This window comes from Massilia agilis, from assembly GCF_024756255.1.
GTDB lineage: Bacteria > Pseudomonadota > Gammaproteobacteria > Burkholderiales > Burkholderiaceae_D > Telluria > Telluria agilis.
In genome coordinates this window covers 307,738-333,068 of sequence record NZ_JANUHB010000002.1, presented here as the reverse complement: position 1 = coordinate 333,068, position 25,331 = coordinate 307,738, and the positions used below count along the sequence as shown (strand labels likewise).

General features: G+C 69.4%; 21 protein-coding genes. 12 read left to right on the top strand and 9 right to left on the bottom strand.

Going from position 1 to position 25,331, the window contains the following annotated elements; all coding sequences use genetic code 11:
* Positions 1-25: 25 nt before the first annotated feature.
* Together NX774_RS08385 and NX774_RS08380 are read right to left on the bottom strand one after the other, a co-directional pair.
* Positions 26-895 (bottom strand): pirin family protein, encoded by an 870-nt coding sequence (locus NX774_RS08385; RefSeq protein ID WP_258821723.1) that lies wholly within the window; start codon positions 893-895, stop codon positions 26-28.
* 43 nt (positions 896-938) lie between these two features.
* Positions 939-1,532, bottom strand: coding sequence for an FMN-dependent NADH-azoreductase (locus NX774_RS08380; RefSeq protein ID WP_258821722.1), 594 nt, complete (start codon positions 1,530-1,532; stop codon positions 939-941).
* Positions 1,533-1,638: 106 nt separating this feature from the next.
* Here NX774_RS08380 and NX774_RS08375 point away from each other — a divergent pair, with 106 nt between their 5' ends.
* Positions 1,639-2,556 (top strand): LysR family transcriptional regulator, encoded by a 918-nt coding sequence (locus tag NX774_RS08375; RefSeq protein ID WP_258821721.1) that lies wholly within the window; start codon positions 1,639-1,641, stop codon positions 2,554-2,556.
* On the opposite strand, the gene asd is transcribed toward NX774_RS08375, so the two are convergent.
* Positions 2,557-3,420: an archaetidylserine decarboxylase gene (gene asd / locus NX774_RS08370; protein WP_258821720.1), complete on the bottom strand. Its 864-nt coding sequence runs from the start codon at positions 3,418-3,420 to the stop codon at positions 2,557-2,559.
* 134 nt (positions 3,421-3,554) lie between these two features.
* Between asd and NX774_RS08365 the strand changes: the two genes are divergently transcribed.
* Both NX774_RS08365 and NX774_RS08360 read left to right on the top strand, forming a co-directional pair.
* The gene (locus NX774_RS08365) at positions 3,555-5,753 is read left to right on the top strand and encodes a TonB-dependent receptor plug domain-containing protein (protein ID WP_258821719.1); all 2,199 of its coding nucleotides are present in this window, start codon (positions 3,555-3,557) and stop codon (positions 5,751-5,753) included.
* A gap of 118 nt (positions 5,754-5,871) precedes the next feature.
* Positions 5,872-8,061, top strand: a complete 2,190-nt coding sequence (locus NX774_RS08360; protein ID WP_258821718.1) for a TonB-dependent receptor plug domain-containing protein — start codon at positions 5,872-5,874, stop codon at positions 8,059-8,061.
* Here the strand turns inward: NX774_RS08360 and NX774_RS08355 are convergent.
* From NX774_RS08355 to NX774_RS08330, 6 genes are all read right to left on the bottom strand, one after another.
* On the bottom strand, positions 8,058-8,921 hold the full coding sequence (locus NX774_RS08355) for an EamA family transporter (protein WP_258821717.1): 864 nt from the start codon (positions 8,919-8,921) through the stop codon (positions 8,058-8,060). The genes NX774_RS08360 and NX774_RS08355 overlap by 4 nt on opposite strands.
* Entirely contained in the window at positions 8,918-10,153 is a 1,236-nt protein-coding gene (locus NX774_RS08350; RefSeq protein WP_258821716.1) for an MFS transporter, read from the bottom strand. Before NX774_RS08350 ends, NX774_RS08355 begins: the two co-directional genes overlap by 4 nt.
* Positions 10,154-10,214: 61 nt before the next feature.
* On the bottom strand, positions 10,215-10,883 hold the full coding sequence (locus NX774_RS08345; RefSeq protein ID WP_258821715.1) for an HD domain-containing protein: 669 nt from the start codon (positions 10,881-10,883) through the stop codon (positions 10,215-10,217).
* Complete coding sequence (locus NX774_RS08340; protein WP_258821714.1) at positions 10,880-11,548, bottom strand: ribonuclease HI family protein; 669 nt, start codon at positions 11,546-11,548, stop codon at positions 10,880-10,882. Before NX774_RS08340 ends, NX774_RS08345 begins: the two co-directional genes overlap by 4 nt.
* 172 nt (positions 11,549-11,720) lie before the next feature.
* Entirely contained in the window at positions 11,721-12,239 is a 519-nt protein-coding gene (locus NX774_RS08335) for a YXWGXW repeat-containing protein (protein ID WP_258821713.1), read from the bottom strand.
* Between the two features lie 197 nt (positions 12,240-12,436).
* Entirely contained in the window at positions 12,437-12,667 is a 231-nt protein-coding gene (locus NX774_RS08330) for a hypothetical protein (RefSeq protein WP_258821712.1), read from the bottom strand.
* Positions 12,668-12,864: 197 nt separating this feature from the next.
* Here NX774_RS08330 and NX774_RS08325 point away from each other — a divergent pair, with 197 nt between their 5' ends.
* From NX774_RS08325 to NX774_RS08285, 9 genes are all read left to right on the top strand, one after another.
* Positions 12,865-15,978: a penicillin-binding transpeptidase domain-containing protein gene (locus NX774_RS08325; RefSeq protein ID WP_258821711.1), complete on the top strand. Its 3,114-nt coding sequence runs from the start codon at positions 12,865-12,867 to the stop codon at positions 15,976-15,978.
* Positions 15,979-16,088: 110 nt separating this feature from the next.
* Positions 16,089-17,324 carry a hypothetical protein gene (locus NX774_RS08320; RefSeq protein ID WP_370660409.1) on the top strand — a complete coding sequence of 412 codons (1,236 nt, stop codon included), beginning with the start codon at positions 16,089-16,091 and terminating at the stop codon, positions 17,322-17,324.
* Between the two features lie 11 nt (positions 17,325-17,335).
* The gene (locus NX774_RS08315; RefSeq protein WP_258821709.1) at positions 17,336-17,905 is read left to right on the top strand and encodes a hypothetical protein; all 570 of its coding nucleotides are present in this window, start codon (positions 17,336-17,338) and stop codon (positions 17,903-17,905) included.
* Between the two features lie 4 nt (positions 17,906-17,909).
* On the top strand, positions 17,910-18,941 hold the full coding sequence (locus NX774_RS08310) for a hypothetical protein (protein WP_258821708.1): 1,032 nt from the start codon (positions 17,910-17,912) through the stop codon (positions 18,939-18,941).
* Positions 18,938-19,933 carry a hypothetical protein gene (locus tag NX774_RS08305; protein WP_258821707.1) on the top strand — a complete coding sequence of 332 codons (996 nt, stop codon included), beginning with the start codon at positions 18,938-18,940 and terminating at the stop codon, positions 19,931-19,933. Before NX774_RS08310 ends, NX774_RS08305 begins: the two co-directional genes overlap by 4 nt.
* A gap of 106 nt (positions 19,934-20,039) precedes the next feature.
* The gene (locus NX774_RS08300; protein WP_258821706.1) at positions 20,040-21,884 is read left to right on the top strand and encodes a coiled-coil domain-containing protein; all 1,845 of its coding nucleotides are present in this window, start codon (positions 20,040-20,042) and stop codon (positions 21,882-21,884) included.
* A 3-nt stretch (positions 21,885-21,887) separates the two neighbouring features.
* Positions 21,888-24,101 carry an SUMF1/EgtB/PvdO family nonheme iron enzyme gene (locus tag NX774_RS08295; RefSeq protein ID WP_258821705.1) on the top strand — a complete coding sequence of 738 codons (2,214 nt, stop codon included), beginning with the start codon at positions 21,888-21,890 and terminating at the stop codon, positions 24,099-24,101.
* Positions 24,102-24,159: 58 nt separating this feature from the next.
* Positions 24,160-24,840 (top strand): GNAT family N-acetyltransferase, encoded by a 681-nt coding sequence (locus NX774_RS08290; RefSeq protein WP_258821704.1) that lies wholly within the window; start codon positions 24,160-24,162, stop codon positions 24,838-24,840.
* Positions 24,841-24,904: 64 nt separating this feature from the next.
* Positions 24,905-25,303, top strand: a complete 399-nt coding sequence (locus tag NX774_RS08285; RefSeq protein ID WP_258821703.1) for an OsmC family protein — start codon at positions 24,905-24,907, stop codon at positions 25,301-25,303.
* The last annotated feature ends 28 nt before the right edge of the window (positions 25,304-25,331 follow it).

Below are 25,331 nucleotides of genomic sequence, written 5' to 3'. Positions count from 1 at the left end.
TCGCTGCACGGCCCGCGCCAGCCCATCAGGCAAAGCGCCCGGCGCGGAAGTCCTCGACTGCCTGGAACAGCTCCTGCTCGGTGTTCATCACGAACGGACCGTACTGCGCGATCGGCTCCTTCAGCGGCCGCCCGGCGATCACCAGGAAACGGCTGTCCTGCGCGGCCTTGATGCGCACGCCGTCCGCATCGGCGGCATTGTCGAGGATCGCCATGCGCGCCTGCGGCACCGCCTTGCCATCGACCACCAGCTCGCCGCGGTACACGTACACGAAGGCGTTGTGCCCGGCCGGCAGCGGCAGGTCGAAGCTGGCGCCGGCCGGCAGGTGCACGTCCAGGTACAGCGGCTCGGTGCCCTCGCGCACCACGGCCCCGGTCACGCCATGCGTGGTCCCGGCGATCACCTGCACGCTGGCGCCGGTGTCGAGCGCAAAGCGCGGCAGCGCCTCGTTCGGGATGTCGCGGTACCACGGCTCGGTCATCTTGTCCTTGGCGGGCAGGTTGAGCCACAGCTGGAAGCCTTCCATCAGGCCTTCCTCCTGCTCCGGCATCTCGGAGTGGACCACGCCGCGGCCGGCGGTCATCCACTGCACGCCGCCGTTGGTGATCAGGCCCTCGTTGCCGGCACTGTCGCGGTGGCGCATGCGGCCCGTGAGCATGTAGGTCACGGTCTCGAAGCCGCGGTGCGGGTGCGACGGGAAGCCGGCGATGTAGTCGCCCGCCTTGTCGCTGCCGAACGCGTCGAGCATCAGGAACGGGTCCAGGCGGCGCTGCAAGGGACCGGTCAGCACGCGGTTGATCTTCACGCCCGCGCCGTCCATCACGAACTGGCCACCGACCAGGCGCTCCACGCCGCGCGATTTGGTGACGCTTTCTGCTTTCAACTGCTGTGTCATGCTGTGCTCCTTGTAGTGGCGCCGCCTGGCGCCGGTGGGTGGATTACGCGAGCGCTTCGACTGCGGCGTCGGCCTCTGCCTGGCCCTTGGCTGCCGCGTCCGGTCCCATTGCCTGGCCCGGAGAATACACGAAGGTATGGTCTTTCAGGCCCAGGAAGTTCAGCAGCGTGACGATCTGCGGCACCTGCGGATCGGACTCTTTCGGGTACACGCCGCCGCGCGCCGCGGCCACGTACACCTTCTTATTCTTCAGCAGGCCTTCCGGGCCGGCCTCGGTGTAGCGGAAGGTCACGCCGGCACGCGAGACCGCGTCGAACCAGCCCTTGAGCTGCACCGGCATCGCGAAGTTGTACATCGGCGCGCCCATCACGATGATGTCCGCGGCCTGCGCTTCGGCGATCAGCGCGTCGTCCAGTGCCACGCGCGCGGCCTGCTCGGCGGTGCGCTGGTTGGCGGGCGTGAACAGGGCGCCGAGCGTCTCTTCGTCAAGGATCGGGTGCTTGTCGGCCACCAGGTCGCGCACTTTGACCTTGGCGTCCGGGTGGGCGGCGACGAGCTTGGCGGTAATCGAGTTGGCCACGCGGATCGATTCGGATTGGGCGCCGCGCAGGCTGGAGTTGAGCTGGAGGATGTTCATCTGTGCTTCCTTCTTCAGTGAGAATTCGATAGAAAGCACTTTACCAATTCCAAAATCGAGCCGGAAGACAGTAAAATGGATAACATTATTCAGCCAGTGGAACAATATGGATATCGAACCGAATGACCTGGTGCTGTTCGCCCGGATTGTCGAGGTTGGCAGCTTCAGCAAGGCGGCGCAGCGCGTCGAGCTGCCCAAGTCGACCGTCTCGCGCCGCATCTCGCTGCTGGAAGCGCGCCTTGGCGAACGGCTGCTGCAGCGGACCACGCGCAAGCTGGTGGTGACCGAATTCGGCGCCAGCCTGCTCGAGCATGCGCGCAAGGTGGCGGAAGAGGTGGAGGCGGTGGATGCGCTGGCCCAGCACCGCCAGGCCGCGCCCAGCGGCAAACTGCGCGTTTCGCTGCCGGGCGACTTTGCCAACCTGGGCATGGTGGAGGTGATCAGCCGCTACCTCGAGCGCTATCCCGAGGTGACGCTGGAGCTTGACCTGTCACCGCGCCGGGTGGACCTGCTGGCCGAGAACTTCGACATCGCGATCCGGATGGGCGACCTGCCGGAAGACTCCACGCTCAACGCGCGCCGCGTCTCGTTCGAGCGCTTCGGGCTGTACGCCGCGCCCTCGTACATATCCCAGCGCGGCCTGCCCGAGCATCCCGACGATTTGGTGGAGCACGACCTGCTGTGCATCCTGTCGCGCAACGGCGGCCCGGTGCCGTGGGTGCTCACGCGCGGCAAGGTGGTGTGGGAGCGCACGCTGCCGGCGCGCCTGACCGCCAATTCGCCCGACCTGCTGGCGCGCATCGCCTGCAGCGGCGCGGGCATTGCGGCCAGTTCCGGGCGCTTTGCCGGGCCTTACGTGGAGAAGGGGGAGCTGGTGCGCGTGCTGCCGGAGTGGGAGCTGCCGCCGAACACCGGCTGGGCCGTGTTCCCGGGGCGGCGCCTGATGGCGGCCAAGACGCGCGCCTTCCTCGACCTGATGGAAGAGATGTGCTGCAGCGAGGCGCGCCGGCGCGAGGCCGCCTGATTACGCCGTGCGGCGCGGGCCGTTCCCCATCATCTCGCCCAGCCGCACCGGGCGCTCCGGCGCCCACCCCGGATTGAACGCGATGGTGTCCTTCTTGAACAGCATGACCACCGTCGAACCGAGCAGGAAGCGCCCCATTTCCTCGCCCTTGCGCAGCACCACCGGCGGCTCGGCGCCATAGCTCCATTCGGTCAGCTGCGGCAGGCGCGGCGGGTTGACCACCCCGTGCCACACGGTGGCCATGCTGCCGACGATGGTCGCGCCCACCAGCACCATCACGAACGGGCCGCATTGCGGGTTCTCGAACACGCACACCACGCGCTCATTGCGGGCGAACAGGCCCGGCACGCCGCGCGCGGTGGTCGGGTTCACCGAGAACAGCGCGCCCGGCACATAGATCATGCGGGTCAGGCGTCCCTCGCAGGGCATGTGGATGCGGTGGTAGTCCTTCGGGCTCAGGTACAGGTTGGCGAAGCTGCCGTGCGCGAACTGCGCCGCGAGCGCAGCGTCGCCGCCCACCAGCTGGGTGGTGGTGAACTTGTGGCCCTTGGCCTGCAGGATCTCGTGCTCGTCGATGTCCCCGAACTGGCTGATCGCGCCATCCACCGGGCAGACGAAATCGGCGTCGGCCAGCGGGCGCACGCCGCTCTTGAGCGGGCGGGTGAAGAATTCGTTGAAGCTGGCGTAGCTGGCAATGTCCGCATTCTCGGCTTCCGCCATGTTCACACCATACTTGTCCACGAACCAGCGGATCAGGCGCGTCGTCATCGCCCCGCCCTTGGCGCCGGCCACGCGGCCGGCAAGAGAGGTCAGCGCCTGCTTCGGAAGCACGTATTGCGGCAGTACTTTGATGCGATCGGACACGGTCGGGAACCTTTTGGCGTGGAAGTCGGAATACGGATTATAACGGGCTGCTGTGCCGGACCGGGAATCGGTTTTCCGCAACGCCAGCCCAGTTATGCATATCCTAAAAACGAACGCTGACTGGAGAGATCACTGTGTACCACCATGCCATGTATGCATGCGGCGCGCCGCTGCGCCTGACCATCATTGCCGCCTCGCTTGCCACGGCCCTGGCCGCGCAGGCACAGGAAACCCAACCGAAGACCACGAGCGCGAAGAGCGAGGACACCACCATGCAGAAGGTCGAGGTGCGCGGCGCCGCCGATGCCTACGACCCGCGCCGCGACGACACGGCCAGCAAGGTCGTGATCACGCATGAGGAGATCGTCAAGTACGGCGACACCAGCGTGACCGATGTGCTCAAGCGCGTGCCGGGCGTGACCGTGAGCGGCTCGCCCGGCCGCGGCGGCGAGATCCGCATGCGCGGCCTGGGCAACGGCTATACCCAGGTCCTGATCAACGGCGAGCGCGCGCCGGCCGGGTTTTCAATGGATTCGCTCGCGCCCGACACGATCGAGCGCATCGAGGTGCTGCGCGCGGCCAGCGCCGAATTTTCGACGCAGTCGGTGGCGGGCACCATCAACATCGTGCTCAAGAAGGCAGTCAGCAGGGCGCAGCGCGAGATCAAGGTGGGGCTGGGCCGCGGCGCCGGCGTGACCAACCCGACCGTGAACCTGCAACTGGCCGACCGCGCCGATGGTTTTTCATGGTCGTTCCCGCTCAATGTCTCCTACCAGGATGCCGAGCGGCCGGCCCCGGCAATCGAGCACGACTACGACCTGGCCGGGAACACCATCGCACTGCGCAGCACCGACTTCGTCAACACCAACCACATCTCGACGCTCAATTCGGCACCGCGCCTGAACTGGAAGCTGGCCAACGGCGACCAGCTGACCTGGCAGAGCTTCGTGAACGTGAATCGCGTGCGCATCGACCTCGATTCGAGCACCACCGCCCAGGTCGGGGCGAACGTGCCGGTGCCGTACGTGCACACGCCGATGCACAACGGCTTCGAGATGCTGCGCTCGGACCTGAACTGGACCCACGAGCTCGCATCCGGCGCCAAGCTGGACGTGAAGCTTGGGGGCTGGGTCGGCGGCGGCTACAGCGAGCAGCACCGCTACGGATACCGTGAGGGTGTGCAGGTGTTGGACAGTATTACCGACAACCGTGGCCACGACTACAACCTGTCCTCGACCGGCAAGTACACCAACCCGCTCGGCAACGGCCATTCGCTGGGCATCGGCTGGGACGTGGGCTACGGCCGCCACAACGAGCACCGCATCCAGGAAGATTATCCGATCGCCGGCTACGGCGGGTTCGCCAGTGACGAGCGCTTTGTGAGCCAGTCGGCCCGCGTGGCGACCTACGTGCAGGACGAGTGGAACATCACGCCGCGCTGGTCGCTGTACCTGGGCATGCGCTGGGAGGGCGTGCGCGTCACCACCTCGGGCAGCGGCTTTGACACCGTGCACACCAATTCGTCGGTCCTGAGCCCCTTGCTGCAGACGCTGTACAAGCTCCCCGGCGCCAAGGACCAGTTGCGCTTTGCCGTCACCCGCACCTACAAAGCCCCCGACCTCCTGAGCCTGCCGCCGCGCCGCTTCGTCTCGGTCAACAACAGTGCGACCGAGCCGGACGTGATGGGCAACCCGAACCTCAAGCCGGAACTGGCGCTGGGCTTTGACGCCTCGTACGAACACTATTTCGCCGAGGGCGGCCTGCTCTCGCTGAGCGCGTCGCGCCGCAATATCCAGGACTTCACGCGCAACGTGATCATCCTCGATGGCGACCGCTGGGTGCAGCTGCCGTCCAACGGCGGTTCGGCCGAGACGCACTCGCTGGAGGCGGAAGCGAAGCTGCCGCTCAAGGTGCTGATGGCGGGCGCGCCGGCGATCGACCTGCGCGCGAGTGTCACGCGCAACTGGTCGCGCGTGGATGCGGTGCCGGGCCCGAACAACCGGCTCGACCAGCAGAACCCGCTGTCGGCCACGCTGGGCATCGATTACAAGGCCGGCCCGCTCACCGCCGGGGCCAGCTTCGCGCTGCGCACCGGCGGGCCGGTGCGGGTCTCGGAGCAGCAGACCGCGTACCAGTCGGTGCGCCGCGACCTGGACCTGTACGCGCTGTGGAAGTTCGACCCGAAGGTCCAGCTGCGGGTGGCGCTGTCGAACGTGCTGCGCCAGGACGGGGTCGGCGCGACCGCCTTCATGGAGCCGGGCGGCCTGGTGACGCGCACGACCACCTACCCCGGCCACATGCTCGCACGCGCCACGCTCGAGATGAAATTCTGACGACAAGCCGGGCCGGGACCATGCCATACATATCAAAAATAGTCCCGGCCCATCAATCCGCGAGGGCGTATTTAGTGGACAATACCGCAATTCCTAAATCATTGATTTCATTAGACATATGCATGTAGATGCCAAGCCGTTGCGGCTTACCCTGGTTGCGGCGGCGGTTGTCGCCAGCTTCGCTGCGCACGCGCAGGAAAGCCAGCCGAAAGGCGGGACCGAACAGAAGGCTGCGGAGTCGAAGATGCAGCAGGTGGAAGTGCGCGGCAGCGCCGAGGCCTACGATCCGCGCCGTGACGACACGGCCTCGAAGATCGTGGTCAACCACGAGGAGATCGTCAAGCACGGCGACACCAGCGTGCTCGACGTGCTCAAGCGCGTGCCGGGCGTGACCGTCAGCGGCGCCAACGGCCGCGGCGGCGAGATCCGCATGCGCGGGCTGGGCAGCGGCTACACGCAGATCCTGATCAATGGCGAGCGCGCGCCGGCCGGCTTTTCGATCGATTCGCTGGCGCCCGACGTGATCGAGCGGATCGAAGTGCTGCGCGCGGCGACCGCCGAATTCTCCACCCAGTCGATTGCGGGCACGATCAACATCGTGCTCAAGAAGGCCATCAAGACCGCGCAGCGCGAGCTCAAGCTCGGCTACGGCCGCGGTCCCGACTTCACCAACCCCACCGCCAACCTGCAGCTGTCGGACAAGGCCGGCAAGATGTCATGGTCGCTCGCGGCCAACGTCATCCACCAGGAGGCCGGGCGCGATTCGCCGGCGCTGGAAGAGGGCTACGACGCTGCCGGGCGCGAAGTGCTGCTGCGCGAGACGGCTTCGAACGCGGGCACCCACTTCGACGCCATCAACATCACGCCGCGCATCAACTGGAACCTGGCGAACGGCGACACCGTGACCTGGCAGACCTTCCTGAACGCGAACCGGTTCGCGATGGACCAGTACAGCGACGTGAGCACGCTGCTCGGCAGCGCGCCGCAGTTCCCGCACCAGGGCATGTGGATGACCAACACCAACCGGTTCTTCCGCACCGACGTGAACTGGACCCACAAGCTGGAATCGGGCTCGAAACTCGACTTCAAGCTGGGCACGGCGGTCGGCGCGCTGCGCAACGACACGCACCGCATGGCTTTCGATCGCGGCACGCCCACGCTCGACAGCGACATCTACTCGCACGGCACCGACCGCGACCTGAGCTCGACCGGCAAGTACACCAACCCGCTGGTCGAGAACCACACGCTCGCGCTGGGCTGGGACATGGGCTTCCACAACCGCAGCGACGCGCGTTACCAGAACGACCTGCCGATCGGCGCCGCGCCCGGCTTCATCCTCGACGAACACTACAACGGCCGCGTGGCACGCCTGGCCGGCTTTGTGCAGGACGAGTGGAACGTCACGCCGCGCTGGTCGATGTACATGGGCGTGCGCTGGGAAGGCATCCAGACCCGCGTGGAGGGCAACACCTTCGACACCGCGCACGCGCGCTCGTCGGTGTGGAGCCCGCTGATGCAGACCCTGTACAAGCTGCCCGGCACCAAGGCCGACCAGGTGCGCCTGGCCCTGACCCGCACCTACAAGTCGCCGGACGTGCAAAGCCTGATCCCGCACCGCTTCCTGTCGTTGAACAACAGCTCGACCGAACCTGACTTCATGGGTAACCCGAACCTGAAGCCGGAGCTGGCGCGCGGCATCGACGCCTCGTACGAGCACTTCTGGGAAGGCGGCGGCATGCTGTCGGCCAGCGTCTCGTCGCGGCAAATCAAGGACTTCACGCGCCAGATGGTGGTGTTCAAGGATGGGCGCTGGGTTGGCATGCCGTTCAACTACGGCGACGCGCGCACCTATGGCCTGGAGCTGGAATCGAAGTTCCCGCTCAAGACCCTGTTCGCCGCCGCGCCGGCCATCGACCTGCGCGCGAGCGTGAGCCGCAACTGGTCCACCGTCGACTCGGTGCCGGGCCCGAACAACCGCCTCGACCAGCAGACCCCGCTGTCGGCCACCTTCGGCATCGATTACAAGGCCGGCCAACTGACGACGGGCGCGAGCTACGCCTTCAAGAACGGCGGCCCGGTGCGCATTACGGTCAACCAGATGGCCTACCAGAGCGTGCGCCGCGACCTGGACATGTATGCGCTGTGGAAGTTCAACCCGCAATACCAGCTGCGCCTGGCATTGTCCAACGTGCTGCGCCAGGATTTCATCAACTCGGGCAGCTACGCCGACACCACCGGCTCGGTGACGCGCACCTCGATCTATCCGGGCAAGATGATCGCCCGCGCCACGCTCGAGATGAAGTTCTAACCCAGCCGCATCGCGATCGCCCCGCAGGCCACCAGGGCCACCGCCGACAGGCGGGCGGGGCCGACGCGCTCGCCCAGCACCAGCGCCGCGATCGCTGTCGCAAACAGGATCGAGGTTTCGCGCAGCGCGGCAATCGCCGCAACCGGCGCCAGCGTCATCGCCCACAGCGCAATGCCGTACGAGCCGACGGTGGTCACGCCGCCGAACAGCACCAGCTGCCCATTGGCGCGGGCGAACGGCAGCAGGTCACGGCCGCGCCTGACCACGGCCCACAGCAGCACGCCCAGCCCGGTCAGCAAAAAGATCCAGATCGTGTACGCCGCCGGCGCGCCGGAGCGGCGCACGCCGGCGCCGTCGATCATGGTGTACGAGGCGATCACGCAGGCCGTCAGCAGCGCGAACACGGTGGTGCGCCGCGCGCTGGCCGAGGTTGCGCGCGCGGTGGCGTAAAGTGCCAAAATGCCGCCGCAGATCAGGCCCACCGCCAGCCACTGCACGGTGTCGAGCCGCTCGCCTGTGAGCGGGCCATCCACCACCGCCACCAGCAGTGGCGCGCTGCCGCGCATGAGCGGATAGGCGTGGCTCATCTCGCCGCCGCGGTAGGTTTCCACCAGCAGCGCGTAGTACACCACCTGCACCACGCTCGACGCCGCGATGAAGGGCCAGCTAGCCTGCGCCGGCGCGACCAGGAAGGGCAGGGCGAGCGCGCCGACCAGGCCGCCGCCGGCGGTCACCACGACGGTGGCGAGAAAAGTATCGGATTGCGATTTGACCAGCGCGTTCCAGCTCGCATGCATCAGCGCGGCGCAGAGCACCGCGGCCATCACCAGCCCCGGGACATGGCCGCTTGCAGGGTTCATGCGCTCTCGTGGTGGCCGGCGAAGTAGCGGCGCGCGACCAGGATCGCCAGCACTTGCATGCCCGCGCACAGGTAGAAGCTGGCGCCGGCGCGCCAATCGTGTGGCGGCAGGTGGCTGACCGCGCCGATGATGGCGGTGCCCACCAGCGGCATGATGATCACGCCCAGGCTGCCCACCGACTGCAGGGAGCCCATCAGCTCACCCTGCTGGCTCGACGCCGTGGTCTTGGACACGATGGCTTGCAGCGCCGGGCCGGCGGCAAATGCGAGCAGGTTGCACAGGATGACCACGTACATCAGCCAGCCCTGGGTGACCAGGCCGTAGAGCAGGTAGGCGATCGCGCCCGAGCCGAGCCCCAGCATCGACAGGCGCACCTCGCCAAAGCGGCGCATCAGCACCGACAGCAGGCCGGCCTGCACCACCACCGCGGCCAGGCCCACGCAGAACATGGCGATGCCGTTGTCGCGCGGCCCCCAGCCGAAGCGGAAGGTGGTGTATAGCACCCAGGTCGATTGCAGCATCACGCCGGCAAAGGTGACCAGCGTGTACACGACCACCAGGCCGCGAATGTCGCGCCGTGCCGCCAGCCGCGCCAGCGCGCCCAGCGGGTTGATGCGGCTGAAGTCCACCGGCGAGCGCTGGCCCGGCGGCAGCGATTCCGGCACCATGAAGTAGCCATACACGAGGTTGGCCGCCGACAGCGCCGCCGCGAAGTAGAACGGCAGGTGCAGGCTGACGTTGCCGAGCAAGCCCCCCAGCATGGGACCGAACAGGAAGCCCAGGCCGAACGCGGCGCCGACCTTGCCGAAGCTCTTGGCACGGTTCTCCGGGCCGGAGATGTCCGACGCGTAGGCCGATGCCACCGACATGCTCGCCGAGGACATGCCGCCGATGACGCGGCCGATGAACAGGCACGCCAGGTTGGGCGCCCACGCGGTGGCGAGGAAGTTGATGCACATGCCGGTCATCGAGTACATCAGCACCGGGCGGCGGCCAATGCGGTCGCTGACCGCACCGAGCATGGGCATGAAGATGAACTGCATCAGCCCGAACACCATCGCCATCACCCCATACCACAGGGCCTGCTCTTCGCGCCCGCTCACGAACTGGCCGACCAGGATGGGCAGCACGGGAACGATCAGGCCGATGCCGAGCATGTCGATGAACACCGACACCAGCACGAAATTCAGGTTGCCCTTGGAGGCTTGTTGGGTTGCTGTGGTGGTGGTCATGTTGTCCCGGTGTAGAAATCACAAGCGCAAACGATTATCTTAACATCGGGGCAAGTTTTTTTCACTCTCCCGGTGGGCCTCCGACCCATTCTTGCGCAAAGGTGGCGCGAAAATCCATCAGCAGCTTGACACGATCTTCGGCCAGCTTGCGGCCGGACTCGGTTTGCATCATCGATGGCAGCCGCGCCAGCTTGGCCACGAAATGGTCGAGGGTGTAGGTGGCGTCGTCGAGCGGACGGTGCAGGGCGAGCGGATCGTCCGGATGGGCCAGCGGGCGGCCGAGCTGCCCGCCGACGTAGAGCACGCGCGCCAGGCCCACCGCGCCGAGCGCGTCGAGCCGGTCGGCGTCCTGCACGATCTTCGCTTCGATGGTTTGCGCCGCAATGTTGGCCGAAAAGCTGTGCGCCTCGATCGCGTGGGCGACTGCGTCGAGCAGGTCGGCCGGAAAACCCATCCAGCCGAGCTGGTGGTGCGCCAACCGCGCCGAGCGGCGCGATGCCTGGGCGCGTTCCGGGTGGTCCTTGGGCAGGTTGACCAGGTCGTGCAGGTGGCAGGCAGCCATCACCACCAGCGCATTGGCCTCGGGATGGTCCGGCAGCAGCGCTTGCGCGTTGCGCCAGACGCGCGCCAGGTGGCTGGCGTCGTGGGCGCCATCGCTACCCGCGGCGGCTGCAGCAAGCGCCGCCAAACGCGGCTGCCAGGTGGCCAGGTCGGTGTCGGGCACGCTCATGCCGCCGCCCCAGTGATCGAGGTTGCGCGCTGCGAAAGCGCATCGGCCGCCGTGTTCTTGTGGCGCGGGATCCAGCGCAGCGTCACGTCGCGCAGCTGGGCCAGCAGCGCATGGACAGTGCGCCGGTACGGCAGCAGCGCCACGGCGGCCGCGTGCTCCGGGCCGTTGACGTCGTCCACCACCACCTGGCTGTCGCCGTAGATCGTCAGGCCGTGCGAACCGAGGCGCACCGCCGCTTCCAGCAGTGCGATCAGGGCCTGGTATTCCGCCTCGCTGCTGTTGCCGTAACCGGCCTTGCGCGAGATTTCGATTACCTCGCCATCCGGGCCGTGGAGCAGGGCGCCGATGCCGCAGGCGCCAGGGTTGGGCCGCGCGGAACCGTCGAACCATGCGCGCCACGCGGTTGGCGGTGCGCTGTGCCGCAATTTGTGCTGCGCCAGGGCGGACTTGCGCTCGGCCTTGCGTCGCGCCAGCCGCTCCTGCGCGGCCTTTGCCAGTGCCGCACGTTGGGCCAGCAGTTGCGCCAGCCCGGCGGGGCCGGCTTGTTCTTCCAGCGTGGCGCGCAATGCCTGGTCGAGGGGCATGCCGGTGCGCTCGGCCAGCTTGCGGCTTGCGCTATGTTCGCGCTTGAAGGCCGCCTGCTGCAAACTGAGTAAATCGTTCATACCGGGAGCATACCCGATCGCTGGCTCAGGCACCGGGAAAATGACGCGCAGGGTGGGCAGGTTTCCTGCCCACGCGTTCAGGTAACGGGGAATAGCCAGGCCAAGGCGCAGCGGCCATGCGACCTCCGGTTGGACGCGTGGGCGGGAAACCCGCCCACCCTACCGGATTGCGTCAGTTGTAACGCCAGTCGTTCGGCGCACGGTCGTAGCGGTTCGGTACGCCGTCGTGGTCACGGTCCCAGCGGTCGCGCTCGTGCCGGCGTTCCCAGCGCTCGCGTTCCCAGCGTTCGCGCTCCCAACGGTCGCGGTCCCAGCGATCGTGGCCGTTGCCGCGCGCTTCGAAGCGGTCGGGGATGCCGTCGCGGTCGCGGTCGGGACCGTAGGGCGTCCAGCGCGCCGGCTCCATGTACCAGCCGCCATCGCGGCGGTACCACTGCGGCGCGTTGTACACGTAGCCCGGGCGCTCGGCGATCCAGTAGCCGGTGACCCACTCGTGGCGGTGGCCGCGCCACTCCCAGTGGCCGGGTGCCCACACGTAGCCGCGGCGCGGGGCGGGAATCGCCTCGTACATTGGCGCCGGCGGGGCCGAGCCGATGACGACGCTGTAGCTGGTCTGCGCCATCGACGGCAGCGGTGCGTACGCGGCAGTGCCGAGCGCGAGCAGGATGGCAAGGGAAAGGCTGCGTTTCATGAGTGGTCTCCAAAATCCATGACGGATGAACCCACTATAGCAACCGCGGCCCGCGGCGGGGCGCTTTGAAAAAGGTACTTACAACTGATACAGAAGGCGGCACAAGCGCCGCAAATATGAAGATGGCAAGGCGGGTGGAACGACGGCCGGCGCGCAGCTATGGAACTAGCGCGGCACGCGCCGGCAGCCGCGACGGATCAAGCCTTGCTCCCGGCGCGTTCGGCCTGCAGCGACGCACGTTTTTCAGCTTCGGTCATGCGCTTGGCGGACACGATCACGACGGGCATCGAGGCGGCAGCGGCGCTGTTTGCAGCCGGGGCGGCGACGTGGGCCTGGGCTTGCGGCAGCGTCTCGACAACGTAGCTCAGCGAGCCGGCGAAGGCGAGGGCGGCGACGAAAACGGCTTCCATGTGTTTGATGAGGTTCATGTTGTTTCTCCTTGCGTGTGTGGTTTCGATGTGAGCACTGTATCCAAGCGCCCCTTGCATCTCCAGCGACTTGCGACGAGCCGCAGAAAACGCGGGATAAGCTGCAGAAAATCCGGGCCGGGGCCGTGTTTTTACGTGCCCCCCGCTAAGCGTTCCCGACGGCTGCGTGGGCGGCAAGAGGTGGAGGGGCGCGGGGGATGATCGCGACCGTACTGGATGTGCTGGCTGCCAACCGCACCGCGTGGCGGCGCGCGCGCAACTTGCGCACGGCCGCGCGGTCGCGGCAGGTTGTGCGGCGGACCAGCATGCTCCCCGGCCCGCTGGGCTGGGCGGCACTTGCGGGCGTGCTGCTCATGCTGGCGGGCGCCGCGGTGATCGCCTTTCATGCCCGGCTGCTGTGGACGGTCGCGCAGCGCGAGCAGGCGCCGGCCGCGCTGGCATCATTGCGCACGGTGCTGGCTGGTGTGAGTTTTACTGTGCCGGACAAGGTGGGCATCGTCGCCGGGCAGAACGATGGCGCCATGCTGCTGGTCGCCACCGGGATGCAGGCACAGGAACCGCTGCGCATCGACCTGTGCACCCAGGTGCTCGACCCTGCACACCCGCGCCTGCTGCCGCTGCGGATCGGGCTGTCGTTCAATGAGGCGGCCGCGCTTGCCGCACGCAACGAGGCAGCAGGGCGCCCCGCCACCCTGCGCAACATCGTGCTGGGCGATGGGCTGCCGCATATCGAGATTGGCGGGGGCGATGCGCGCACCGGCCCGTTGACGCTGAGTTGGGAGGGCAGCGCGCGCTGGGTCGGCGATGACGGAGCGGCGGCCCAGGGTAACGCCACGTTCCGCCAGCAGGGCTGGCTGCTGCTCGGCGAGCAGGACGCCCTCCACCTCTACCGCCGCAAGAATGCCGCCTGTCCGCAAGCAGGTGAACTGGTGCTGCAGCGTTACCGCGCGGCGGCGCAGCCCGCGGCCAGCGCGCTCGTCACTGTGTTGCCGTTCAACGGCCCGGCGGTCATGGCCAAGCTGCCGCCCGGGCGCTACAGCGTGCCGAACAGCCCCGTGCCCACCGTGGAGGACGGCACACTGTTTGCCGAGCTGCGTGAACACGGCTTGTTGCGGCTGCGGCCGGACGGGCTGGCCGAGCTGGCGCCGCCCGACCTGGCCGCGTGGCGAGCGTTGCCAGCGCAGGCGCGCATTGCCGGCGCCGCGCAATGGGACGGGCCGCCGCTGGACAGCGACGCCCGCCGCCTGCTCGACCATCTATACCACCGCGCGGACGGCGACTACCTGCGCGAGCAGGTCCGCGTGTTCAACAGCGAGCGTCGCCTGCTCGCGTGGCGCGCGCGGGCGCTGCCCGACGGCGCGCGCTGGCTCGCAACGGCCAGCGGCGCGCCGCTGACCACCAACGCATCGTTGCCACCATCAGCCGCCCGCCTGTTCGACCGGTTGCCCGAGGGTTGGGGCCCGTGGAGCAGGGTGGCCGAGGCGGCGGAACGCAACGAGCTCGCGCTTGCGCTGCCGGCAGCCGCCAGCGCCGGCCAGACGCTGGAACTCATGCTGGCCGGCCGCATCGTCAGCGTGCGCGGAGCCAGCGTGCGTTCCCGCCAGGACGCCTGCACTGGCCGCGCGTGCCCGGCTGCCGACTCGGTGCAAAAAATGGTGCTGGACCTCGAGCCGGGTGCGCGTATCGTCACGCTGCTCGCTTCCCCGATCGACGCGGCCGGACTCGCCGAGGCGCGTTACCGGCATCTCGATGTCGTCGATGGACAGCTCGCATGGCGCGCGCTGCCGCCGGCCCAGGCACCTGTGCACGAGGCCAGTGCCAACGTGACGCTGGCCGACCGCAACGGCGTGGCGCTGTGGACGGGCGGCGAGCCCTCGGCCCTCGCCGTGCAGGCAGGCTTGGCCCCGCTCCTCGGCATTCGGCCGGGACACGTGAACAGCATCGCCGGCATGCTTGCGCGCTTGCCCGCGGCAAGCGGCGAACACAGTGCGCGCCTGACGCTTGACCTGGGCATGCAGGTCGCTGCGCAGTCGGCGCTGGAATGCATCGGCATGCGGCGCGGTGCGTGGGACGGGCGCGCCTGCCATGGCGGCAAAGCCATCCCACCGGGACGGCAGGCGGGCCTGGTGCTGCTCGATACCGAAACGGGCGAGATCCTGGCGGCCGCAGGCGCGGGCATGGCCAGCGTCGACGCCGCCAACTGGGACGAGGTGCGAAACTTCGATGCCGCCGATCCAGCAGCCAGCCCGCTGCGCCTGCCGGCCTTGCAGCACGACGGCGGCAGGGACCGCAGCCCCGGTTCGACCTTCAAGATCGTCAGCGCACTCGGGCTGGAACTGGCCGCGCAGCGCGATGCCCGGCTCGACGCGGTGCTGGGCGGGCTGCCGCTGGACTCACTGGACGCATTGGCGCGCGCGAAAGGATTCGCGTTTCGCACCGCTGCGGCCACCTATCCCGCGCAAACCGCGCGTGCGCACATCACCAATTTCCGCGACCAGGGCCTGTCGCGGCGCGCGCAGGACGGGCAGCTTGGCCTGGAACAGGCGCTCACCTACAGCCTGAACACCTGGTTCGCCTGGAGCGCGGAGCTGAGCGACCGCACGCTGTTGGGCAAGCCGGAAGGGGGCCTGCCCGACCTGCAGGCACTCGACCCAAGTGCGCTGCGTGCCGTGCGGCCGATCCTCGACATGGCATGGCGCCTCGGCTTCGGGCAAGCGATGCGCCTGGACGGCGGCCTCCTGCCCGCTGGCTACCGCTGGTCCGACTGGGACGCGCTGCAGGCCACCCCCGCCGGCATCGACCCGGTCCGCTCGCGCCACGAGCTGCGCCAGATGGCGATCGGATTGCGCATGCAGGCCACGCCGCTGCAGATGGCGGTGGCTGCCGGCGCAGTCGGGCAGGGGACGACCATCGTCCCGCATCTGCTGGCGGAACTGGACGGCCATGCCGCAAGCGCTGCGCCCGGGCAGCCGCTGGGCGTACGGCTTGACCGTATCCGCGCTGGCATGAAGGGCGTGATTGAACGAGGCACCGGCGCGGGCGCGTTCAGGGACGTCCGGTTCACCCCCCTGCGGCCCGGCTTGTACGGCAAGACCGGCACCGCCCCGACCGGCGAGCGCGACGCCGATGGCCGCGAGCTGGCCACGGTCTGGTTCACCGGCTGGCTGGAGCCGGGCAGCATGCCGGGACAGCGGCACCGGCTTGCTTTCGCCACCTTCGTCAGCCGCTCCGAGGCCACCGGCGGCGAGCACGCGGCCCCCATCGTGGCTGCCCTGCTGGACGCGCTGGGCCGGCGCACACCGGCGCACTGAACAGCGCGCCTTGCTCTTGCGTTGTATGGCAATATTTTGTCGAGTTCGCCATCGACGAGGAAGGTATGCGGTTGCCGGGAACCCGATATCAGGAGCCTGGTTGGGAACAGGTGCGCAAGCTGCTGGGGCAGTGCTCCCTGCAGGCGCTGGTGCGCTGCGATTGCGCTCGCCTGGTCCAGCCGGGCACCGAAGACGACACCATGGGCGAGTATCTCGACCTGTGCGGCGACGCGCTGCGCGCCTGCGCCGGCAGCGCGCGTGCGCAGGCGGCCGGCAACAGCTACGGCGACACGGTGCTGGAGCTGGCCCTGAGCCTGCTGTACGAGCTGCAGGCGCGGCCCGCCGACTGGGCCGGTTTTTGCGCGGCCATCTCCGGCGAGTACCGCCGCCTTGGTCCGTTCTGGCTGGGCGCGGGCGCCGACGGGCTGCTGCGCAAAAAAATCAACGACATGTACGCGCTCCTGCGCGACAAGGTGGACTCGGACAATTACCAGGTCGCCTGCGGCCGTCCGTGCAGCCCGAACCGCATGTACGCGTTCCGCATGCTCGACACCGCGCGCGGCGAAATCGCCCGCCTGCTCGACGCCTGGCGCGAGCACCGCGAGCAGGTGGGCGCCATCCTCGGCCGGGCCATCGACGCCGAACCCATCGAGGCGCGCCAGCTGCGCCAGGGCGGCCCGTGCAAGGCCGACTGGGTGCTGCGCTGGAGCGAGTCGCTGGAGCGCTTCGGCGGCAGCCCCGGTCCGCTGCACACGCGCTCCAAGCGCTTTGCCAGCCTCAAGACCAGTCCCGCAAAGATTGACGCCATGCTGCGCGAGATCGCCGAGTACGAGCACATCTCAGCCAACCGCGACCAGGACTGGCGGCTCGACGCCGACCAGGCGGCCGGCTGGCTGGACGACTACTGGCGCGTGCTGGCCGAGTCGCACGAGGTGGCCACGCCGGGGCCGGACCAGATCCTGCAGGCGCTCGAGGACGAGCTGGACCAGGTTGAACCCGAGCCGCCCGACGATGGCGCCGCACCGCCCGAGCGCGACGAGCCGATCGGCACGTTGCCGTCTCCCGTTTTCCTGTCCCCCCGCTTTGTCGACGTAGCGCTGAACGCGCGCGGCGCAGGGGCATGGGCCGAACGTGCGCTGGCGCGCGACTCGATGCCGGTGCGACTGGCCGTGTACCTGAAACTGCTGGGGCCTTTCGACGACAGCTATCCATCGGAATGGCTCGACCCGGCGACGGGCGAACTGCCGACGATGCAGCAGCTGGCCCTGCTTGCGCGGGTATCGCTGCCCACGCTGCGCAAGCGGCGCGACGCGGCGATCGAACGGCTGGTGTCGGCGCGCCGATGAGGGAAGAGGACATGAAGAGAACCGATGAACTGGACCGCAAGCTGCAGGAGAGGCTGATCACCGGCCGCCGGATGGAGGGCGATCGCCTTGTACTGCCGGACGCCGTCTTGCGCGCCGCGCTGGAAGGCACGCGCGCGCTGACGGAAAACGAACGCGCAGCGCTGCAGGCGTCGCCGTTGACGGCGCGCCGCCTGCGCGAGCTTGCCATCGCCCGCCGCGCGGGTAGCAAGGCCGTGAACGACGATGCCTGGTTCGGCAGCGGTGGCATGCTGCGCGCCGCGGACGCCGGCGTGCTGACGCGGCTGGCCACCGACGACGGTCACTGGATCCTGCACTTCTCGCAGGAGGAAGATGGCTGGCACATCTGCCTGCAACTGCTGGCCCGCGCGCCATTCACCGCGCGCCTGCTGCGCGAACGCCCGGTGCTGAGCGTGACCGATGGCGCCGGCGCCGTGCTGCTCAGGGGCCGCCTGGACGCCGACGGCGAGTGCGAAGGCCTGTGGACCGCGCCACAGCCGCCGGCACAGCACTTCCAACAGCACGGCGCCCGTTTTGCGGTGCGCCCTGAACCGCTGGCCTGAGACCATGCTCGGCCTGCTCAAGCGCGCTGCCGTGCACGTGCCCGGGCCGGGCTGCGGCTTCGTGGCCGTTCGCGTCGCGGGCCGCGTGGCCGTGCCGGATGGCTGCGGCGCCGTCATCGTGGATGGCGCCGGCCGCACGCGGCGGCAGGCCGGGGCAGAGCGCATCGTCGCCGCCGAGGGCGAAGTGGCATGGTTGTTCCATCCCGGCCCCTACCAGGCCGAGCTGACCCCGTTCGCCGCCGCACCCGAGATCGGGCTGCGCGTTGACTTTGCGGTGGACAGTCCCGACCCGCGCCTGCGGCAGCAGCGCTTCGACCTGTACCTGGCGAGCGAGGCGGTGGAGCGCGTCGAGCTGGCCGCCCTGGCCGGTGCGATGGAATCGGCGCTGCAGGTCGAACTGGCGCAAGGCCACCTTGAGCTGCCGCCGTGTGCCACGCTGGACGAGTGGAACGCCTTTCGCGCCGGTTTCAACCAGCTGATGTACACGCGCTTTGGCGTGAGCGTGGACGACTGCGTGCCGGTGGACCTTGCCGCGTCGCGCGACTATGGCCGTATGCTGGCCGAGCGCGACACCGCTGCGGTGGTCGAGAACATCGCCGCTGTCGAAGTAGCGGCGGAGCCTGCCTTTGACGCACCCGCCACCGACGCACGCGTACTGCGCCGCCTGTTCCTTGAGCTCCCCTGCCTGATGGGCGGGCTGCGCCAGGCCCCGCTGCCCACCGGGCCGGGCCAGTTTGCGCGGCAGCGCGCGCTGCTGCATCGGCTCGACCTGGCCTGCCTGTGCGCCGCCACCATGCCCGCGCTGGAGCTGGCCAGCCCGGGCCAGCCGCTCGCCGCATTCGAACAGGTTCGCCGCGCGCGCCATAGCCAGCACGCTGCGCACGCGCTTGACGAGGCGTGGGCTCTGCTGGCGCGCATGGAGCGTGCTGATGCGAATTTGACCGAAACGCGGCTCGATGAACTGGACCGCATCGTCGCCAATCTCGAATACCACTGCGTCGGCAGGCGGGCCGCCTGCGCGGGAGAACCGGCATGAGCGCGCCGCATACCGCCGAATGCCGCACCATCCTGGCCGACGGCAGCATCGCAACGCTGACCGCAACGCGCCGCCCGCGCGAGGGCCGCGCCGACGTCAAATGCAGCGCGCCGCGGCTCGACCTGGCCGAGCGCATGCAGCAGGTGGTCCGCCTGGCGCGCCACACCGAGGTGCGCTTCGACAGCCGCGACCAGGTGATGATCAGCATCGACCGCTGCCCCGGCCCCGAAGAACGCGACTGGGAGCTGGCCGCCGTGCTGGCTGACCGGATGGTGCGCGGGCTGCTGCCTGCGCGTGCGCTGCTTGCGAACGGCTGGTCCGATGCGTGGCACCTGGGCCGCATCGGCGGCCATGGCCTGCGCGCGGCCCCGGCCGACGTGCTGTTGGGCGGCCCGGACGGGCTGCCACACCTGGGCGCGCTGGCCGGCCATCCGGATCCGTCGGCGCGCGTGTCGAGTGCGCGCGCGTGGTTCCCGCTGCATAGCGGTGGCGCGGACGACAGCCTGGGCTGGGTCGAGGTGAACGTGGTGCCGGCCGAGGTGGCGGCCGAGGACGAGGAAGCGGCGATTGCCGTGCCCACCCTCGACCTGTCCGGCCAGCAGGCGGTGCGCGCGGTCTTGCTGGGCGCGCGCCACTTCGACGGGCGGGTGGGGCGCGGCTGGCGCACCACGGTCCGCTTTTCGCCGGCGCGCTTCGAGGGCAATTCGTATGAACTGGCGCTGGTGATGGCCGACCGCATCGCGCGCGGGCGCGAGTTCGTGCCGCGCGGGCGCATTCTCGCCTCGGGCTGTTCGAGCAGCTGGCATGCCGGCGTGGTGGAAGCGGTGCAGGCCGTGGCCGAGAAGTGCGCACTGCTGGCGAACGAGGCCGCGCCGGGCGACCGCGTGCTGCTGCCACGCGCCTGCGAAGGGCGCATCCCGGCCGGTTTCGGCGACCGGTTGCGCGAGCGCGGCGCCAGTTTCGCGTGCGTGGAGCGGATCGGAATCGTCTAGGCCGCACGCTTAGCGAAAACCCAATGCGCATGGTCGCGTCCGCTGCTAAAATGCAAACTTGCAATAAAAATTTGTTAATACATTGTCCGGTCGCCAGGAGATGACCATGTTCCAGATGTTCGGATTCGGCGGGGCTGCCTGCCCGCGCTGCGAGCGCAAGAACGCGGCCAGCGACGGCTATTGCGCGGGCTGCGGCCTGACCCTGGGCGCGCCCAGGAATGCGCCCGTGCTGCGCGAGAACCGCTGGATCGCCGGTCCCGACGAACTGGCGGTGTTTTTTGGCGTGCGCGAGCTCTCCGGCATTTTCGTCAAGACCTTGCGCGTGCCGGCCACGGCGCGCGCCTACATCCTGCAAGGCGACAAGGCGACCGAGGTCCCGCAGGGTGAGTACGAAATCGAAGGCTTCTTTACGCGCCTGAACCACCTGCTGCGCGACCAGCATGCCGAGATCCTCGTCACGCGCAGCGGCGCGCTGCCGGTGGAGTTTTCGTTCGACGACCTGGCCAGCTGCGAGCAGCTCCGGCTATCCGCGCGCTTTACCGTGAGCCTGCAGGTCGAGAACGTGCCCGCGTTCGCGCGCCACTTCATGACCATGCCCGGCACCATTGGCGTGGCCGAGCTGCGCGAGCTGCTGCGCGCGCCGGTTCGCCAGTTTGCGCTTGAATTTGTCGGTGCGCGCGCCATGCGCGACATGGCGGCCAACACGGCGCTGCGCGCGGAGCTCGACGAACGCCTGCAAGGCGCGCTGGGCCTGCTGCTGGCGCAGTACGGCCTGGCCGCGGTGCGGGTGGATACGCTCGAACTGCGCCACGACAAACATGACGCCAACCGCGAGCGCGTGGGCAGCCTGTGGCTGGCGGCAAGCGAACGCCAGGCCGGGCTCGAACACGCGCGCCAGCTCGACGAACTGTACGATGCCGAGGGATGGCAGAGGATACGCCGGGAAGAGCAGCAGGTCCGGCTGCGCCAGCGCCGCGCCGAACTGACGCTGGACGAGGCCGAACAGGCGCAGGCGCGCCGCGCGCGCGAGATTGCGCTGTACGGCCGGGTGGCCGAGTCCGAATCGCGCAAGCAGGCAATCGAGCGCGGCGCCGGCGACGTGCTGGCCGAACTGGAACACGACCTGGCCCGGAAGGGCGCGCACCGCGCCGGCGAGGCCGACGGCTGGGCCCATGTGCGCGTGCTGGCGCAGCTGCGCATGCGCTCCGAGCTCGCCCTTGCACAGCAGGATGCGCTGCAGGCGCGCCAACTCGCGCAGCAGCGGTTTTCGCACCAGCTGCTGCAGCAGCAGATCAGGAACAAGATCGAGCAGGCATTGGCGATCGAGGACGCCGCGCGCCAGCGCGCCGAGCTGGCCCGATTGCGCGAGGCCGAGGCGCTCGCGGCGCGCCGTGCGCGTGAACTGGACGACGAGGAGCATGCCGCCCGCCGCCAGGCACTGATTTTGGCGAACACTGCGCGCCAGCGCGAGCTGCAGCGCGCCGAATCGGTACAGGACGAGGCCACGCGCCAGAAGGTCGAGGCACTGCGCCGCACCGGCGACGATGCCGATGCGCTGGCCCGTCACGAGCGCCTGCTACGCACCATCGAGGCCGACGCCCGGCACGAGCGCGCGGTCCAGCAGGTCAGGCTCGACGCCGATGAACACCGCCACGCGCAGGCAATCGAGCTGGCCCGCTTCGAGGTCCAGCGCGCCGAGTCGTTCGGGCGGCTCGACGACGCGGCCAAGCTGGCGCTTGCACCAAGCGCCAACGCCGCGCCGCTCGCTGATTTCCTCAAGACCCGGGTGCATGCGACCATGCGCGCGGACCAGCTTGCGGCCTTGTCCGGCGTGGTCGCGGCGGCGCACGGCACGCCGGTGCTGTCGATTGCGCGCCGCTGCGCGCATGGCCACGCCGCGCGCGATGGCGACGTGTTCTGCGCGGCCTGCGGCGCCGCCCTGGGCGGATAAGCCATGCACAGCGCCATCCAGAAAATCCGCGAGCTGCGCACGCTGTACGAGGACGGCTTGCTCGGCAAGGACGAATTCGACCGACGCAAGGACGCGGTGCTCGACACTGCCTACCATGACGAGCGCGCACGGGTCTCTTCCCAACAGGCGGAGGGCACCGAGCTTGGCTTGATGGCGGGCCAGGAACTCGGCCCGCCGGCACGGCGCTACCGGCTGGTGCGACAGGTGGCGCGCGGCGGCATGGCCGAGGTGTGGCAGGCGCTCGACCTGGCGACCGAGGCGCAGGTCGGCCATGGCGCCGAGGTCGCGCTGAAGATCCTGCCGCCGCACCGCGCGCACGCCACCCACGAGGCGCGGCTGCTGATGGAGGAGGCGATCCGTGCGCGCCGCCTGGCGCACCAGCACGTGGTGCGCGTGTACGACTGGTCGCACGACCCGGCCACCGGCTGCGCCTTCGTCATCATGGAATGCCTGGACGGCGAGGACCTGGACGGCGTGCTGGCGCGCGATGGGCGCATGCCGCTGGAACGCGCGCTGGCGCTGTTGGCGCCGGTGGGCGAGGCGCTCGACTATGCGTGGGAGCGCCATTCGCTGGTCCACCGCGACCTCAAGCCCGCCAACCTGTTCCTGGGGCGCGACGGGACCGTCAAGCTGCTCGACTTCGGCATTGCCGGCGGCGCGCTGCAGGCCAGCGCGCCCGCCAGTTCGGGCACCGCGCCGTACCGGGCGCCGGAAGCGGGAGACCCGCAGCTGGCGCCGGATCGTGCGCTGGACGTCCACGCTTGCGCGGTGCTGCTGTTTCGCATGGTGGAGGGCGTACTCCCGTTCGACCGCAACCGTCGCCCTGCGGCGCGCCCGACGGTGCTGGCGGGGGCCGCGCTGGAAGTGGTGCAGGCCGGCTTTGCGGCCGAGCCGTCGCTGCGCCCGCCCAGCGTGACCGACCTGCTGCGACGCCTGCGCCGCGCCACCGCCCAGCAGGCTGCCGCCAGCGCGCTGGCGGCCGAAACGATGGCGCGGCAGCAGGAGGCGGTGGAGAGCGCACCGGCGATATCGATCCCGGCCGCGCCGCCGCAGCCGCCGCCGGCTGCCAGCGTGCCGGAGCAGCGCCGCGAGCAGGAACGCCGGACACGCGCAAGTGCCGAGGCCGAGCGCGAAGCGCGCAAGGAAGCGCTGCGCCGGCGCCTGCGCGAACACCTCGCGCAAGAAGCGCACGAGCGCGACCGCACCCGGCAGAACGCCCAGCGCCGCCCCAGCCATGCCGCGCCGCTGTCCCCGGTGGCCGAACAGATGATGAATTCGCGCCTGGCGTACGCCGCCACCGCCGCCACCCCGGCGCCCGGCCCGGCCGTGACCGAAGCCCCACGCGCGGCCCAGCAGGGCGCGGCCACGCAAGCGGCGCGCGGACGGCTGCGCGACCGCTTCCTGGATGGCAGCAGCGAGGGGCCCGAGATGGTGGTGCTCGCGCCCGGCCGCTTCCTGATGGGCTCGACCGAAGAGGAGCGCCAGGCCGCACTGGAGCTTGGCGCACGCAAGGCCTGGGTCGAGCGCGAGGCGCCGCGCCACCGGGTGTCGATCGCGCGGCCGCTGGCAATGGCGCGCCATCCGGTCACGGTGGGGCAGTGGCGCCAGTTCGTGCTCGGCACGCGCTGGAAGGGCGGCGGCGACGTGAGCTGGGCCGCGCCCGGCTTCATGCAGGGTGACGAGCACCCGGTGGTCGGCGTGAGCTGGCAGGACGCGCAGCTGTACGTGCGCTGGCTGTCGGCGCGCACCGGCAAGCGCTACCGGTTGCCGAGCGAGGCCGAATGGGAGTTCGCCTGCCGCGCGGGGAGCGCGACGCCGTTCGCGTTCGGCGCCGACATCCGTCCCGACCAGGCCAACTACGACGCCCGCTTCGCCTGGAGCGGCAGCGCGCGCGGCGTGCCGCGCCGGGGCACCACGCCGGTCGGCAGCTATCCGCCCAATGCGTGGGGCCTGTGCGACATGCACGGCAACGTCTGGGAGTGGGTGCAGGACGTGATGCACGACTCGTACGAAGGCGCGCCCGTCGACGGCAGCGCGTGGGAAGCGGGCGGGGACCAGGAGCGGCGCGTGCTGCGTGGCGGTTCGTGGCTGTACCACCCGCGCTACCTGCGCTCGGCGGTGCGCAACGGCTTTGCGGCGCGGCTGTCGAACGACAAGGTGGGCTTTCGCGTGGCGCGCGAGGTCGAGCAGGCCTGAACGACGCCGTCGGCCGGCCGCCATGCTAAAGTGGCCGTTTCGGCATCCTGCACTGTCCATGCACGACCTTCTCGATAACATCTTCTGGCAGTCCCTGAGCGGCCCGCACGCCCGCTACGCCACCGGTACCAGCAACGCGCGTCGCTACGCGCCCGGCTTTTCACCCATCGTCGGCTTCCCCGATCCCCAGCAACCGGACTTTGCGGCACTGCGCCCGTTCTGCGAACCCGGCGAGCATTTCTACTGCGACGCCTGGACCGGCCCGGCGCCGGACGGCTGGCGCATCGAGGCCGAGTCCACCATGTTCCGCATGGTGTGGGACGGCGTGGCGCCCGTGCGCGACCGCGCGCCGGATGCCGTGCCGCTGGGGCCACGCCACGCGGTGCAGGCGCTGGAGCTGGCCAGGCTCACGCGCCCGGGTCCATTTGGCCCGCGCACCATCGAGCTGGGCGACTACTTCGGCTACTTCGACGACGCCGGCAAGCTGGTCGCCATGGCCGGCGAGCGGATGGCCGCTGCCGGGCTGCGCGAGATCAGCGGCGTGTGCACCCGCCCCGACCAGCGCGGGCGCCGGCTGGCGGGCAGGCTCATGGAAAAGCTGGTGCTGCGCCAGCTCGCGCGCGGCGAGACACCGTTCCTGCACGTGATGAGCGCGAACACGGTGGCGCATGACCTTTACTTGCGCATGGGTTTTCGCGACTACTGCGAGACGGTGGTGCGCATCGTGACACCTGCCTGACGCTGGCCAGGGGGCACCGAACGGGTGTACAGTCAGGCCAACCAGAACAGAAGGAGCCCTGAATATGAGCATCATCGTCCGCCGTGACACCGCCTACCCGATGCGCCACACCGTGCTGGTGCGCGACCACGAACTGCTCGTGGACGGCACCATCGAGGAAGGCGGCGACGACGCCGGCCCCAACCCGCACGACCTGTACGACGCGGCGCTCGGCGCCTGCAAGGCGATCACGCTGGTGTGGTACGCAAAGCGCAAGGGCATCGCGCTCGAAGAGGTCGAGGTGATCATCGACCGCGACGCCAGCGGCGAGCGGCAGGGTGTGTACAAGCTCGACACCGCGTTGCGGCTGGGCGGCGACCTGACCGACGCGCAGCGCGAGGAACTGCTGGCGGTGGCCGGCAAGTGCCCGGTGCACAAGCTCATGACGCGCGTCACCACCGAAATTACCACGCGCCTCGCCTGAGCCTGCTGTCGGGGTAACGGGCGTCGGC

Bases quoted from the DNA above. Each gene is read 5' to 3' on its own strand.
- NX774_RS08385 (WP_258821723.1), bottom strand. From the start codon at position 895: ATGACACAGCAGTTGAAAGCAGAAAGCGTCACCAAATCGCGCGGCGTG.
- NX774_RS08380 (WP_258821722.1), bottom strand. From the start codon at position 1,532: ATGAACATCCTCCAGCTCAACTCCAGCCTGCGCGGCGCCCAATCCGAA.
- NX774_RS08375 (WP_258821721.1), top strand. From the start codon at position 1,639: ATGGATATCGAACCGAATGACCTGGTGCTGTTCGCCCGGATTGTCGAG.
- NX774_RS08360 (WP_258821718.1), top strand. From the start codon at position 5,872: ATGCATGTAGATGCCAAGCCGTTGCGGCTTACCCTGGTTGCGGCGGCG.
- NX774_RS08355 (WP_258821717.1), bottom strand. From the start codon at position 8,921: ATGAACCCTGCAAGCGGCCATGTCCCGGGGCTGGTGATGGCCGCGGTG.
- NX774_RS08350 (WP_258821716.1), bottom strand. From the start codon at position 10,153: ATGACCACCACCACAGCAACCCAACAAGCCTCCAAGGGCAACCTGAAT.
- NX774_RS08345 (WP_258821715.1), bottom strand. From the start codon at position 10,883: ATGAGCGTGCCCGACACCGACCTGGCCACCTGGCAGCCGCGTTTGGCG.
- NX774_RS08340 (WP_258821714.1), bottom strand. From the start codon at position 11,548: ATGAACGATTTACTCAGTTTGCAGCAGGCGGCCTTCAAGCGCGAACAT.
- NX774_RS08335 (WP_258821713.1), bottom strand. From the start codon at position 12,239: ATGAAACGCAGCCTTTCCCTTGCCATCCTGCTCGCGCTCGGCACTGCC.
- NX774_RS08330 (WP_258821712.1), bottom strand. From the start codon at position 12,667: ATGAACCTCATCAAACACATGGAAGCCGTTTTCGTCGCCGCCCTCGCC.
- NX774_RS08325 (WP_258821711.1), top strand. From the start codon at position 12,865: ATGATCGCGACCGTACTGGATGTGCTGGCTGCCAACCGCACCGCGTGG.
- NX774_RS08315 (WP_258821709.1), top strand. From the start codon at position 17,336: ATGAAGAGAACCGATGAACTGGACCGCAAGCTGCAGGAGAGGCTGATC.
- NX774_RS08310 (WP_258821708.1), top strand. From the start codon at position 17,910: ATGCTCGGCCTGCTCAAGCGCGCTGCCGTGCACGTGCCCGGGCCGGGC.
- NX774_RS08305 (WP_258821707.1), top strand. From the start codon at position 18,938: ATGAGCGCGCCGCATACCGCCGAATGCCGCACCATCCTGGCCGACGGC.
- NX774_RS08300 (WP_258821706.1), top strand. From the start codon at position 20,040: ATGTTCCAGATGTTCGGATTCGGCGGGGCTGCCTGCCCGCGCTGCGAG.
- NX774_RS08295 (WP_258821705.1), top strand. From the start codon at position 21,888: ATGCACAGCGCCATCCAGAAAATCCGCGAGCTGCGCACGCTGTACGAG.
- NX774_RS08290 (WP_258821704.1), top strand. From the start codon at position 24,160: ATGCACGACCTTCTCGATAACATCTTCTGGCAGTCCCTGAGCGGCCCG.
- NX774_RS08285 (WP_258821703.1), top strand. From the start codon at position 24,905: ATGAGCATCATCGTCCGCCGTGACACCGCCTACCCGATGCGCCACACC.